Below are 13,098 nucleotides of genomic sequence, written 5' to 3'. Positions count from 1 at the left end.
TAATTTTTTTAGAATACTATATGGTTGCGTATTTGCTGAATTTTTGTCATGATAAGAGGGTGATTCATGAAAAGAACTATTTTGTAAGACCAGTAGGGAAATTAATTGTTTACTTAGGTACTATGTTTTTATTCATGTCATAGGTAAAAAAGAGATACTACTGGAAACTTCAATTCGTTTTGTAGTAAAAAAGGAAATGTTTTATTACGAAAGTGCTCTATATGAAGTTGGAATTCACATGAAGTTCACATGAAATTCACATTGATAATTTAAAATGAATGACGTATGAAAAAGAAAGCCCTTGGTAAGAAGTGGGATTTAATATGGAATTATTTCCAATCTTTTTGGAAAATATTAAGTTCATTTTTTAAGAGGGTAGTAGGGAAAGGGAGTTAATACAACTTATGAAAAAAGTACTAGCAGGTTTAGCGGCAGCTTCTGTGGCTGGTGTGGTAGTTCCTGGAATGGATACTGCTCATGCACAAGTTTCAACAGACGCACTAAAAGAAATCGATGGACAAACACAAAAACAAACACAAAAACAAACAATTGAACCGAAAGTAACTGAAACAAAAGTAGTAGAAACAAAATCTGAACTTAAGTACACGGTAACAGCGGATGTATTGAATGTACGTACAGGTGCTGGTACAGGAAATGATATCATTTCTAAAGTACAAGAAGGACAAGTTCTACAAGTAACTGGTGAAGAAAATGGCTGGTTAGAAGTAAATGTAAATGGTAAAACAGGCTATGTAAGCAGTGATTTTGTAACAACTGGTGGAAAAAAAGAAACTGCTGTTCAACAAGGAACAGGTACATATACAGTAAAGGTTTCTTCACTTAACGTACGTACAGGCCCTAGCGCTTCTCATACAGTTGTAGGTACTGTAAACAAAGGACAAACTGTACAAGTTGTCGGTGAAGTACAAGACTGGTTTAAAATTAACCACGATGGCGGAACAGGCTATGTAAGTAAAGACTTTGTAACAAAAGGCGGTACAACTACAAATGTAAATACAGAAACAGAAAATCCTAGCAACAATGAAATGACGATCCGAAAAGACGGTTCATATGTTGTTGATACAGGAGCTTTACGTGTACGTACAGGTCCAGCTACATATAATGCTGTAATTGGTGGCGTAGTGAAAGGTCAAACATTACAAGTTATCAGTGGAGAAAACGGTTGGTATAAAATTAACCACCAAGGAAAAACTGGTTATGTAAGTGCAGACCTTGTTAAGTTTGTAAAAGGTGGTACAGGAAATGTAACTACGCCTTCTCGTCCAACTACTGGCGGTGAGCAAGGAAATACACAAACAGAAAAACCACAAATAGAAAAACCACAAACAGAAAAACCGACAACACCATCTGCTAATGGATCATCAATCGTGTCTATTGCACAGTCGTTAAATGGTTCGCCATATGTATATGGTGGTACAACACCATCTGGTTTTGACTGCAGTGGCTATGTTTACTACGTATTAAATAAAGCAGGGCATTCTGGTGCACGTCAAACTGTTGCTGGTTACTGGAGCAGCAAGACAAAAACTACTAATCCACAACCAGGTGATTTAGTATACTTTAAAGATACTACAGGTCCTGGTAGAGGTATGACTCATATGGGAATTTATTTAGGAAATGGTCAGTTCATCAGTGCAGAAACTGAAGAAACTGGTGTAAGAATTCAATCAGTAAATAATTCTTACTGGAGTAAACATCTAGCAGGTTACTCAAAAGCATAATAACAGAATCATATTCTTAAATGGTATTAGGAAAAGCTTTCTAGGAAACTAGAAAGCTTTTTTGCTTTATAAATTGTAGAATATATGGACGCTTGCTTTATTGATTGCGCGTTATTCCGTTTATGCATCCAGTAAAAATTTTGAATACAAATCATGAAAGTAGTTAGGGCGGAATAAGTTTGCAGCGTGACCTGCTAATGGAATTTCTTTATATAAAACATTTGGAAGAATGGACTTTAAATCAAATAAACATGATTTGTAAAGATGATCGTGTTCTCCCATTACCCATAGAATTGGTTGAGTTAGCTCTTTCAGACGAGATTTTAAATCGAATTCTAGACGATGTTTGAGCGATTCTGCAATAATTGATGAGTGTAACTGTAAGCCAAAGCGATAATAAATGTTTTTCGAAATGACGGCAAAAGGATTGGCTTTCAGTATACCACTTGGGAAAATTGTATTCGCATATTGATAAAGCCAAGTGGAATATTCATTTTCACGTTTGTCCCAAAACTTTCGAAAAACGTTATATAAAAGGGAGGGATTATTATAATGACCTCCAATATGACAAAGACTTAATACTTTTTCTGGATATTTGTGAGCAAATATAGTAGCGATGTAGCAGCCGTAGCTAAGGGCACAAATATGAGCTTTTTGAATTCCTTCCTTTTCATAAAGGTTGGATAATTGTTGTACCAAGTGCTCTAAAGAAAAATCTATTGCTTGTCCTTTATCTTCACCGTGACCTAGTAAATCATACGTGATGATATTGTAAGATGGGGAAAATCGCTTATATTCTTTTTTGAAGGCACGACGATTTCCGACTAATCCATGAATGAATATAATGGTTTTCTTTTCGGAATTCTTGTTTGTTTTCAAAGGTATACCCCTTTCAGTGAATGAAGATTAGTAAGAGTTGTGTGTCATTCTTACAATCGTAGGATATGAAAATACAATTCTTATATATTTGATGACTATTGTATAGTTCATTTTTTACTTAAAACAAAAAATGCTAGCTTTTAAATAAGTACCAGGTAATAATATCAGATAGTTACATCTGTTGTAAAGATAAGATTTGATGTATTTTTTTACAAAAAAATAGAATGGGATATGACTGTTTACATTCAGTTTACATTCATATCGTATTCTATTTTTAGAAAGTAACCGTTTGGTTTGAAATAAGGAGATGAACAGAAATGACAGTGAAAAATAAAGAGAAGGAAAAAGGAAGTTGGCGGAAATTTTTACGCCTCATTCAAGATACAAATCCTCCGAAAGGAATTCTTGTTTTTGCATTAGTAATGAGCTTGTTTTCAACAGGAGCAAGTTTGTTTATTCCGATGCTAACAAAAGGTTTGGTTGATAATTTTTCAATCTCATCCATAACTACGATGCAGATTGTCGGATTAGTTGCATTCTTTATTGTCCAAACAATTGCGTCAGGATTATCCATTTATTTACTCAATTATATTGGACAAAAAATTGTAGCTGGACTTAGGGAACGATTATGGAAAAAGGTTTTGATTTTACCAGTTTCTTATTATGATCAAAACAGAACGGGTGACACAATTAGCCGTATGACGAATGATACAGGTGTTGTGAAAACGTTGATTTCAGAGCATTTATCAAATTTATTAACAGGTGGTATTTCTATTATTGGATCACTAATTGTACTATTTGTTTTGGACTGGAAAATGACAGTTCTATTGCTAACTGTTATTCCGTTATCTGTCTTGATTTTAGTTCCGCTTGGAAGGAAAATGTATAAAATTTCTAAAATACTTCAAGATGAGACCGCTTCTTTCACGAGTGTGTTAAACCAAGTTTTATCAGAAATCCGTTTGGTGAAATCTTCAAATACAGAATCGAAAGAATATGAGATTGGAAACAAAGGCATTCAAAAATTATTGCAATTTGGATTGAAAGAAGGAAAGGTTCAAGCTTTAATTACACCAATCATGTCATTTGTGTTAATGGCGTTACTTGTTATTATTGTGGGATATGGTGGAATGCGCGTTTCTAGTGGAGCACTAACAACAGGAGAACTTGTGGCATTTATTTTATATTTAGTACAAATTATTATGCCAATGAGTCAACTTTCTATGTTCTTTACGCAATTTCAAAAGGCAATTGGTGCAACGGAACGTATTAATACGATTTTAGAGTATGAGGTAGAAGATCATATAGAAGGTGTTAATGTAACAAATGCAAAGCAATCAATTTTGATTGAAAATGTAGATTTTGAATATAACAAGGAAGAACATGTACTAAAAAATATTCAGTTTACGATTGAATCAGGAAAAGTGACTGCAATTGTAGGGCCAAGTGGTAGTGGGAAAACGACACTGTTTTCGTTATTAGAACGTTTTTATGAGCCAACAAGTGGTGTAATAAAATTAGGGAAAGATCCAATTTCAACATATTCATTACAATCTTGGCGACGTCAAATAGGGTATGTTTCACAGGATAGTCCATTAATCGATGGGACAATTCGAGATAATATTTGTTATGGGGTAGAAGGAGAAGTGAATGACGAAGAAATAAAGCGAGTATCAGCCATGGCTTATGTTGATGCGTTTATTAACGATTTACCAAAAGGATACGATACGGAAGTTGGAGAACGTGGTGTGAAATTATCTGGCGGACAAAGGCAACGAATCGCAATTGCCCGTGCATTACTTCGAAATCCGCAAATATTAATGTTAGATGAAGCAACTTCAAGTCTTGATAGTAAATCGGAATCTGTTGTTCAAAAGGCGCTAAATAACTTAATGAAGGGCAGAACAACTTTAGTTATTGCACATCGACTTTCTACTGTTGTAGATGCAGATAAAATTATTTTTATCGAAAAAGGGGAACTTACAGGAAGTGGCTCTCATGATGAATTATTGCGTTCTCATGATATGTATCGAGAATTTGCAATACAGCAATTAAAAATTAAAGAGGGAGCACTATAAAACAGGTGTAGTATTTTTGTATATATTTTGATGTAGTGAAATTTTAAGCAGTGGAGATTTTTTATCTCTACTGCTTATTCACCATCATCAATCAGATTTATGGTTGGAAACACCTTGTCTTAACGTGAAAATGTACTAACCATGAATGGTATGATAAAAGAGAAGAGGTGATGATTTGGTACCTAAAATTTTAATTGTAGATGATGATCCGCACATTAGGGAACTAGTTGCTGTGTTTTTGGAACGAGAAGGTTTTCAAACTTATGAAGCTACTGATGGTGTGGATGCTCTTCGTAAAATAGAAAAAGTGAAAATGGATATGGTTATACTCGATATCATGATGCCGAATATGGATGGTTGGGAACTGTGCTATGAATTAAGACAATACTATGATATGCCTCTTTTAATGCTTACAGCAAAAGGAGAGACTTCTCAAAAAGTGAAGGGGTTCCAGTTAGGGACAGATGATTATCTTGTAAAACCATTTGATCCATTAGAATTAGTTGTACGAGTAAAGGCGTTGCTTAAACGATATCAAATTACAGTATCGCAATCTATCCAAGTCGGGAATGTATTATTAAATCGAAAAACATTTGAGGTTATGATGGGAGAACAAAGTATAACATTACCTTTAAAAGAATTTGAACTATTGTTTACTGTAGGTTCAAAGATAGGTAGAACATGCTCAAGAGAACAACTGATTGAGGAAGTGTGGGGCTATGATTTTGAAGGGAATGAACGTACATTAGATGTCCATATTAATCGTTTGCGTGAGAAATTTCAGGAAGAACAATCCGGTTTTACAATTAAAACAATTCGTGGATTAGGTTATCGATTAGAGGTAAGCCGATGAGTAGACGGAAGTTTTGGAAGGTCGCGGGAACAATTATAGGGGTGTTTTCCTTTCTCATTGTAATTTGGTCAATTGCTTTTTTTGTGTCGTCGAATGTGTTACGTGCTCTTAAGATAGAAGTATCACCTTTTGTCACGTTTCTTATTAGTGATATACTTGGATTTTTATTTGTCATTCTTATTAGTATGTTAATAGGATTTTTGATGAAACCAAAGCGAGAAGCGATGATTAGGTCTATTATTGAGCCGATACAGAAAATTACAAAAGGCGATTTTTCTGTAAAAATAAGAAATGAAGAACAGTATGATGGAGAAATTGGTGTCCTTGTGAAAAGTATTAACGATATGGCGGATGAATTAAATGAAATGGAAAGAATGCGACAAGAATTTGTATCAAATGTTTCTCATGAAATTCAATCACCGTTAACATCAATTAAAGGATTCGCGCGTGCATTACAAGACGAACAATTATCTGATGAAAAGAGAGAACATTATCTTACGATCATTGAAACCGAGACAACAAGGCTCTCTAAGCTTAGTCATAATTTACTTAAATTAACGTTGTTAGAATCTGAAGAGTATTTACCAGAGCGGAGAACGTATCGATTAGATCAACAATTAAAGCAAATTGTGCTGAACTGTGAACCATTATGGAGTGAGAAGGAAATTGAGCTGGAATTGTCTTTAGAAAAAATCCACGTCACTGCAGATGAAGAAAGTATGAGTCAAGTATGGATAAACTTACTTCATAATAGTATTAAATTTACTCCAACTGGCGGAGCGATTACGATTCAATTAATGCAAAATGGTGAACAGGCTGAAGTTCATATTCGTGATACAGGAATAGGGATTTCAGAAGAACAAAGACAACACATTTTTGAACGTTTTTATAAAGCAGATTCATCACGTAATCGTGCACATGGAGGCAGTGGTTTAGGTTTGGCGATTGTGAAGAAAGTGATTGACCTTCATAAGGGAGAGATCCGGGTAGAGAGTGTTGTTGGAAATGGAACAGAATGTATTGTTTCGATTCCTAGTAGTAAATACAACTAAAAAGATAAGCAATTAGCTGTGCGAGATACAGATTTCATTAGTAGGGTATGAAGCCACCACACTAATGAAAGTTTCACTTTTTATAAAATGTGTATTGAACACAACAGTTACTTACAGGTAACCTACGCACATCAAAGTGCATAATTGTCATTTCGTATGAACGAAGATAAAATTTATATTATAAAACTTAGTAACAGAAAGTAATTGAGGAGTGTTATATTTGGCAGAACTATTACAAGGTAAAAATGCGTTAATTACAGGAGCAGGAAGAGGAATTGGTCGCGCTGTAGCGATCGCTTTAGCGAAAGAAGGCGTGAACGTTGGTCTTTTAGCACGCTCTGAAGAAAACTTAAAAGCAGTTGCGAAAGAAGTAGAAGCAGAAGGTGTGAAAGCTGTTATTGCTACTGCTGATGTATCTTCATATGAAGAAGTTACTACTGCTATTGAAACATTAAAAAGTGATTTAGGATCTATCGATATTTTAATTAATAATGCGGGCATTTCGAAGTTTGGTAAATTCTTAGAATTAGATGTTGCTGATTGGGAAAAAATTATCCAAGTTAACTTAATGGGTGTATATTATGCAACTCGTGCAGTTTTGCCGAGTATGATTGAACAACAGTCTGGTGACATTATTAACATCTCATCTACGGCAGGACAAAAAGGTGCACCAGTAACAAGTGCATACAGTGCTTCTAAATTTGGTGTTCTTGGCCTAACAGAATCATTAGCGATGGAAGTACGTAAACACAACATTCGTGTAACAGCTTTAACGCCAAGTACAGTAGCAACAGATATGGCAGTAGACTTAGGATTAACAGATGGTAACCCAGATAAAGTGATGCAAGCGGAAGATATTGCAGAATTTATCGTTGCGCAGCTGAAGTTAAATAAACGTACATTTATTAAATCTGCGGGACTTTGGTCTACTAATCCGTAAGAAAGTATATCTGAAGAAATAAAAAAGATTTGGTGTAGAGCTAAATCTTTTTTATTTCTTTTTTAATTCTGATTTTTTCGAATTATAATGAAGGTGAAAGCTACTAGAAATCTATCTCATATAATCCGAAGGGAATGTTATTTACGTGAATTATATTGATAAATGGGCGGCTGTTAATCACTATATTACGGATTTACTTGTACCAAAAGATTCTATTCTTGAAGAGGTGCTTCAAGTGAATGCTGAAGCTGGTTTGCCAGTGCATGACGTTTCAGCAAATCAAGGGAAGTTTTTACAATTGCTTGCAAAGATTCAAGGTGCACGTAATATTTTAGAGATTGGTACTTTAGGTGGATATAGCACAATATGGCTTGCGAGAGCATTGCCAACAGATGGTTGTCTAATTACACTCGAAGCAAACGAGAAGCATGCTGAAATTGCTCGTGCTAATATTGAACGAGCTAGTTTGAGCGATGTAGTTGGGAATGACGATAGACTCGTTGTAGCAAATAGCTACTGAAGATTATGAGTCATTTGATCTTATTTTTATTGATGCGGATAAACAAAACAACCCTGCATATTTTGAATGGGCTCTTAAACTCTCACGACCTGGTAGTTTAATTATTGGAGACAATGTAGTGCGTGAAGGGGAAGTAATTAATGCTTCAAGTAACGATTCTCGTGTACAAGGAATACGTCGTTTCTATGAATTAATTGCGGCTGAACTACGTGTAAGTGCCACAGCAATTCAAACTGTAGGGAGTAAGGGATATGATGGATTTGTAATTGCGCTTGTAACGGAAGAGTAAGATGTGATAAAACTATTAGACTATTGAAAAGTGAGTTGATGAAGAAATGAATTCAGCAGCTCGATTGTACTGGGAAGAGTATTGGAAAGACGAAGAGGCCCCTCAGTCAGTTAGTGCATGGCAGTTTGGTGATAGCTCGGATTATCTTGCCCAGTTAGTAATCGATGGTGTAAAAACAGCAACGTGTTCAGGGCATATTTTTTATGAATTGGAGAATGTGTCGTTACCAACTACGGGAGACTACAGCGTTATTTTAAATAGTAATGAAAAACCAGTAGCAATTATTCAAACAGTAGAAGTGACTTTGACACCTATGAATGAGGTAACGGAAGAGTTTGCAATTGCAGAAGGAGACGGAAGTTATCAAAACTGGAAAGAAATTCATGAAAGATATTTTAGAAGTAAACTGAATGAAATAGGTCATGAATTTTCTAAAGATATGTTGCTTGTTTGTGAACGTTTCAAGTTAATAGATGTAAAGAAATAGGGAGAGAAAAAATGAAGAAAATGTTTGATATGTTATAACGTATATGGAAAACGGGTAATTCTTCTCGTGCGCCTCCAAAATGAATACAGTACAGTGCCCTAATAAAGTGAAGGCTTTTACGGGCAGTTTATCTACTACCTAACTTCTTTGCTTCCGTCGAATTTTGAGGTAGGAGTATTACTGCCCGCAAATAGCAGGATAAAATTTGGAGGTTAGAAAAATATGAGAAGTGAAAAAGAAATGATGGGTTTAATATTAAATACAGCAAGAGAAGATGACCGTATTCGTGCAGTTATTATGAATGGTTCTCGTGTGAATCCAAATGTGAAGAAAGATTGTTTTCAAGATTATGATATTGTATATGTTGTGAAAGATATACAGTCATTCACATCTAATCACAGCTGGATTAATAGATTTGGAGAAATAATGATTGTACAAATACCAGAGGAAATAACTATAGTTCCAGCTGATGAGGATGGAAGATTTCCCTATTTGATGCAGTTTATAGATGGAAATCGGATTGATTTAACTTTAGTTCCAGTACAATTAGTAAATGAGCTAATGGATAGAGATAGTTTAAGTGTACTTCTTCTTGATAAAGATGGTTGTATTGAACCATTTCCACCAGCAAGCGATTCAGATTATCTTATAAAAGAGCCAACAGCAAAAGAATTTGCTGATTGTTGCAATGAGTTTTGGTGGTGCAGTACAAATGTAGCAAAAGGATTGTGGAGAAAAGAACTTCCTTATGTAAAAGGGATGCTTGAAGGTCCTGTACGAGATATGCTTACGTGTATGCTGGAGTGGCATATTGGGATAAAAACAAATTTCATAGTAAACGCTGGGAAGTTTGGGAAATATTTCGAACAATACCTTGAAGATGACATGTGGAAACAATATGTAGAGACCTTTTCAAATGCAGAGTATGAGAATATTTGGAAGGCATTCTGTGTAATGAGAGATTTATTTAGAAAAGCTGCAAATGAGATTGCTAGTTACTCTGGATACGAATATCCACAAGGTGATGATGATAGAGTGACAAGTTATTTAAAGCATGTGAAATCTTTACCGAAAGATAGTACAAAAATATATTAAAGAAAGAAATAACACCGTTCGAATGGTCGAATGGTGTTATTTCTGTTTCGAGAGTTAATATGGAATGCATGTATTTCACTGTTTACGAGCATTATTCACCTAATTGTGAGAGCAATTAAAGTTTCACTTCATATTACAAATCTTCCTAACAAAATCCGAATGAACAGCATATAAAATTTTAGGGAGGTTTTTATCATGTATTATTTTTATCCATCAGAAATGTTGAGTCCTTTTCAATGGATTACAGAGCGTAATTTCTCTTTGTACAATGTATATTCTTATATGCCGTATTCAAATGTACTTTATTATCAAAACTATCCAAGCATAGTTTCTGGTCTGTCAAATACTATATTAGATAATGTGGTTCAAAATGGAAAAGATATTAGAGGATCATGGACTCCATTTTCATGGGTAGAAAAATATGCTTATGCGTTTTCTGGGCCATTTAATAAAGCGGAAGTTGCTCTTACATTTGATGATGGACCAGACCTTGTATTTACTCCGCAAATATTAGATAAGTTAAAAAGTTATGGTGTGAAAGGTACATTTTTCCTTCTTGGTGAAAATGCAGAAAAATATCCTAACGTAGTAAAACGAATTGCAAATGAAGGTCACACCGTTGGGAACCATACGTATAACCATCCAAATTTAGCGAAAGTGAGCGATGAAGAATATCGTAATCAAATCGTAAAAACAGAAGAGATACTGAGGAAATTGACGGGATATGCACCAAAGTTTATACGTCCACCTTATGGTGAAATACTTGAAAAACAACTGGAATGGGCTACAAAGCAAAATTTTATGATCCTGCAGTGGAGTGTAGACACGGTTGATTGGAAAGGTGTAAGTGCAGAGAAGATTACGAATATTGTGTTGGGAAATGCATTTCCGGGAAGTGTGATACTCCAACATTCTACGCCAGGAGGGAATTTGCAAGGATCTGTAGATGCGTTAGATCGAATTATTCCTCAGCTTAAAGCGAAAGGATCACGATTCGTATCACTTCCTAGTATGTTTAATACATCGAAGCAAAGAAAATAAACTAAAAAGCCAACATGTTTTACAAACAGTTGGCTTTGAACATATCTCTTCCTGTTTCTACTATAAACTCGTAATATTCAATTTCGTATGGATAAATATCTTCAAATGTTATTGTAATAAGTTTAGCATTTTTATTTAAAACTGGAGTACCTGTTATAGATGGAAGTTCGCCTTTTAAAAGCTGTAAAAAAGAAGTTGCATTTACTTTCATTACATCGTCTACTTCATCACCTGGTGCAAACGGAAGTGGGTTTGTGACAGTATGAAAGTACATATGGCACATTTCACGATCAATAAAATGCGGAATTTCATGATTGATTTTAAAGATTCCTTTGTATTCTAAGTCATTACCTTGAAAAGAAAGCCCCAATTCCTCTGCTACTTCACGAAGACCACCTATTTGTATATCTTCATCATGCATAATATGTCCAGCCGATGTAATATCCCATTTTCCTGGGAAGTCTTTCTTATTTTTAGCTCGTAATTGGAAGTATAAAAAAATGTCTTCATTATCTTTTTCTACAAACCAACAATGGAATGTTTCGTGCCAATCACCGTCACGATGTACATCATCACGTAATTTTTTTCCTATGTTGTTTCCCTCTTTGTCAAAAATCGTTAACCATTCTGCCATTGATATTCCCCTTTCTGTATATTTTATTATACAATGAACGTATGGAATTTTGGGAAAATAAAGAAAATATAAGAGGTGTATATGGAATGGGAATAGAGAAGAAAGAAAAAAATTCATTTATTTCAACAGAAGATGAACTACGTCTTATTTTAGGGTATCCAAGTGAACGGGCTGTCAAAAAAGTGATTCCATCGCTTGACCATCATTGTCGTGAATTTCTGTCTAAATCCCCATTTTTAGTAATGTCTACTTCAGATAAATTTGGTCATTGTGATGCTTCGCCAAGAGGAGATGCACCTGGATTTGTATATGTTTTAAATGAAAATCAAATTGTCATTCCAGAAAGACCGGGGAATCGCCGAGTGGATTCGATTCTTAATATTTTATCTAATCCACAGGTGGGACTTATCTTTTTCATTCCAGGGCTTGGAGAATCATTACGAATAAATGGGTGTGCAGCCATTACAAAAGACGAAGAGATTTTGGAGAAAATGCAAGTAAATGGTCGCAGTCCACTTCTTGGAATTGTTGTAGAAATAGAAGAGTGTTTTATCCATTGTGCAAAAGCATTCATAAGGTCTAAGTTGTGGGAACCAGACTCTTGGTTAGACAAAGAAAAACTGCCATCAGCAGCAAGAATGCTTGTTGATCATACGAAAGTGAATACAAATGAAGAGGAAGTTGCACGTTCTTTAGAGGAAAGTTATACGAAAAGATTATACTGAGAATATTACAGATTATTTGTTTGATAAAATATATAAATATAATTAATGTTAAGACGGTGGAAGAGTATTCTCTTTATCGGTGATCAGTATTTTGAGAGGCAGAAATATGCTCCTATGAGTTATTATGTAATGTGCGCTTTTGGAAAAGGGAAAAACTGCAAGTTTAATAGTTTCTTTTTGTAACCCTAATTATTATTGCAAGATATGTTGTGAAAATGTAATTGTCTGCTGAAGTAAATGGCATATAAATATTTTTCAGAAAATAGGCTTGCTTTTTTGAATTATCATAATTATAATAATTTAACAAATAGACATAAAAGTAATGATAAGGACATGAGATGATTTTTACGGTTTACAGAGAGGGAGGCCATAGGCTGTGAGCTTCCTAACACGGGAAATCATTTTACCACCTTTGAACTTCAATAGTGAAAGAGTAATCTAGTAATTATTGACGGACTCAGCCGTTATCTGATCTTGAGCAGTCCAGGTGAATATATATTTGGATTGAAACAAGGGTGGAACCACGAAAACACATTCGTCCCTTTACCAGGGATGAGTGTGTTTTTTATATAGAATTAATATTTGAAAATTTTAAAAATAAAAAATATTACTTGCTTTTGTTTTACATGTAAGTATAATGAATTAACAAATACATATGAACGAAAAAGTAATGATAAGGACATGAGATGATTTTTACGGTTTACAGAGAGGGAGGCAACACGGGAAATCATTTTACCACCTTTGAACTTCAATAGTGAAAGAG

Annotated in this window: 11 protein-coding genes, 1 pseudogene and 2 other annotated features (1 of these 14 cut by a window edge); of the genes and pseudogenes, 10 read left to right on the top strand and 2 right to left on the bottom strand. The window is 34.7% G+C overall.

Annotated elements, in window-relative coordinates; all coding sequences use genetic code 11:
- The first annotated feature begins 404 nt into the window (after nucleotides 1-404).
- Nucleotides 405-1,742: an enterotoxin EntFM gene (entFM, locus tag AZF08_RS20650; RefSeq protein WP_033674776.1), complete on the top strand. Its 1,338-nt coding sequence runs from the start codon at nucleotides 405-407 to the stop codon at nucleotides 1,740-1,742.
- Between the two features lie 120 nt (nucleotides 1,743-1,862).
- Here the strand turns inward: entFM and AZF08_RS20645 are convergent, their stop codons facing one another.
- Nucleotides 1,863-2,621 (bottom strand): alpha/beta fold hydrolase, encoded by a 759-nt coding sequence (locus AZF08_RS20645; protein ID WP_033674777.1) that lies wholly within the window; start codon nucleotides 2,619-2,621, stop codon nucleotides 1,863-1,865.
- Nucleotides 2,622-2,938: 317 nt separating this feature from the next.
- Between AZF08_RS20645 and AZF08_RS20640 the strand changes: the two genes are divergently transcribed.
- From AZF08_RS20640 to AZF08_RS20605, 8 genes and pseudogenes are all read left to right on the top strand, one after another.
- A complete protein-coding gene (locus AZF08_RS20640; RefSeq protein WP_033674778.1) occupies nucleotides 2,939-4,699 on the top strand; it encodes an ABC transporter ATP-binding protein in 1,761 nt (586 codons plus the stop codon).
- Between the two features lie 175 nt (nucleotides 4,700-4,874).
- On the top strand, nucleotides 4,875-5,552 hold the full coding sequence (gene hitR, locus AZF08_RS20635) for an envelope stress response regulator transcription factor HitR (protein WP_033674779.1): 678 nt from the start codon (nucleotides 4,875-4,877) through the stop codon (nucleotides 5,550-5,552).
- On the top strand, nucleotides 5,549-6,604 hold the full coding sequence (locus AZF08_RS20630; protein ID WP_033674780.1) for a sensor histidine kinase: 1,056 nt from the start codon (nucleotides 5,549-5,551) through the stop codon (nucleotides 6,602-6,604). Before hitR ends, AZF08_RS20630 begins: the two co-directional genes overlap by 4 nt.
- Nucleotides 6,605-6,824: 220 nt before the next feature.
- On the top strand, nucleotides 6,825-7,544 hold the full coding sequence (locus AZF08_RS20625; protein WP_033674781.1) for a 3-ketoacyl-ACP reductase: 720 nt from the start codon (nucleotides 6,825-6,827) through the stop codon (nucleotides 7,542-7,544).
- A 145-nt stretch (nucleotides 7,545-7,689) separates the two neighbouring features.
- A pseudogene (locus AZF08_RS20620) lies at nucleotides 7,690-8,353 on the top strand (O-methyltransferase).
- 46 nt (nucleotides 8,354-8,399) lie between these two features.
- Nucleotides 8,400-8,840, top strand: coding sequence for an ASCH domain-containing protein (locus AZF08_RS20615; RefSeq protein ID WP_033674782.1), 441 nt, complete (start codon nucleotides 8,400-8,402; stop codon nucleotides 8,838-8,840).
- A gap of 222 nt (nucleotides 8,841-9,062) precedes the next feature.
- Nucleotides 9,063-9,935: an aminoglycoside 6-adenylyltransferase gene (locus AZF08_RS20610; RefSeq protein ID WP_033674783.1), complete on the top strand. Its 873-nt coding sequence runs from the start codon at nucleotides 9,063-9,065 to the stop codon at nucleotides 9,933-9,935.
- Nucleotides 9,936-10,130: 195 nt separating this feature from the next.
- A complete protein-coding gene (locus AZF08_RS20605) occupies nucleotides 10,131-10,976 on the top strand; it encodes a peptidoglycan-N-acetylglucosamine deacetylase (RefSeq protein WP_033674784.1) in 846 nt (281 codons plus the stop codon).
- A 19-nt stretch (nucleotides 10,977-10,995) separates the two neighbouring features.
- Here the strand turns inward: AZF08_RS20605 and AZF08_RS20600 are convergent, their stop codons facing one another.
- A complete protein-coding gene (locus AZF08_RS20600) occupies nucleotides 10,996-11,610 on the bottom strand; it encodes an NUDIX hydrolase (protein ID WP_033674785.1) in 615 nt (204 codons plus the stop codon).
- An 86-nt stretch (nucleotides 11,611-11,696) separates the two neighbouring features.
- On the opposite strand from AZF08_RS20600, the gene AZF08_RS20595 reads away from it, so the two are divergent.
- Nucleotides 11,697-12,335 carry a pyridoxamine 5'-phosphate oxidase family protein gene (locus AZF08_RS20595; RefSeq protein ID WP_033674786.1) on the top strand — a complete coding sequence of 213 codons (639 nt, stop codon included), beginning with the start codon at nucleotides 11,697-11,699 and terminating at the stop codon, nucleotides 12,333-12,335.
- A 313-nt stretch (nucleotides 12,336-12,648) separates the two neighbouring features.
- Nucleotides 12,649-12,881 (top strand) — a binding site (T-box leader).
- A gap of 115 nt (nucleotides 12,882-12,996) precedes the next feature.
- Nucleotides 12,997-13,098, top strand: a binding site (T-box leader); it runs 117 nt beyond the window's last position.

Origin of the sequence: Bacillus gaemokensis, assembly GCF_001590835.1 — a bacterium.
Lineage (GTDB): Bacteria > Bacillota > Bacilli > Bacillales > Bacillaceae_G > Bacillus_A > Bacillus_A gaemokensis.
This window is presented reverse-complemented; position numbering and strand designations above follow the sequence as displayed.

Excerpts from the sequence above, each read along its gene's own strand:
- entFM (WP_033674776.1), top strand. The coding sequence starts at position 405 with ATGAAAAAAGTACTAGCAGGTTTAGCGGCAGCTTCTGTGGCTGGTGTG.
- AZF08_RS20640 (WP_033674778.1), top strand. The coding sequence starts at position 2,939 with ATGACAGTGAAAAATAAAGAGAAGGAAAAAGGAAGTTGGCGGAAATTT.
- AZF08_RS20630 (WP_033674780.1), top strand. The coding sequence starts at position 5,549 with ATGAGTAGACGGAAGTTTTGGAAGGTCGCGGGAACAATTATAGGGGTG.
- AZF08_RS20615 (WP_033674782.1), top strand. The coding sequence starts at position 8,400 with ATGAATTCAGCAGCTCGATTGTACTGGGAAGAGTATTGGAAAGACGAA.
- AZF08_RS20610 (WP_033674783.1), top strand. The coding sequence starts at position 9,063 with ATGAGAAGTGAAAAAGAAATGATGGGTTTAATATTAAATACAGCAAGA.
- AZF08_RS20605 (WP_033674784.1), top strand. The coding sequence starts at position 10,131 with ATGTATTATTTTTATCCATCAGAAATGTTGAGTCCTTTTCAATGGATT.
- AZF08_RS20600 (WP_033674785.1), bottom strand. The coding sequence starts at position 11,610 with ATGGCAGAATGGTTAACGATTTTTGACAAAGAGGGAAACAACATAGGA.
- AZF08_RS20595 (WP_033674786.1), top strand. The coding sequence starts at position 11,697 with ATGGGAATAGAGAAGAAAGAAAAAAATTCATTTATTTCAACAGAAGAT.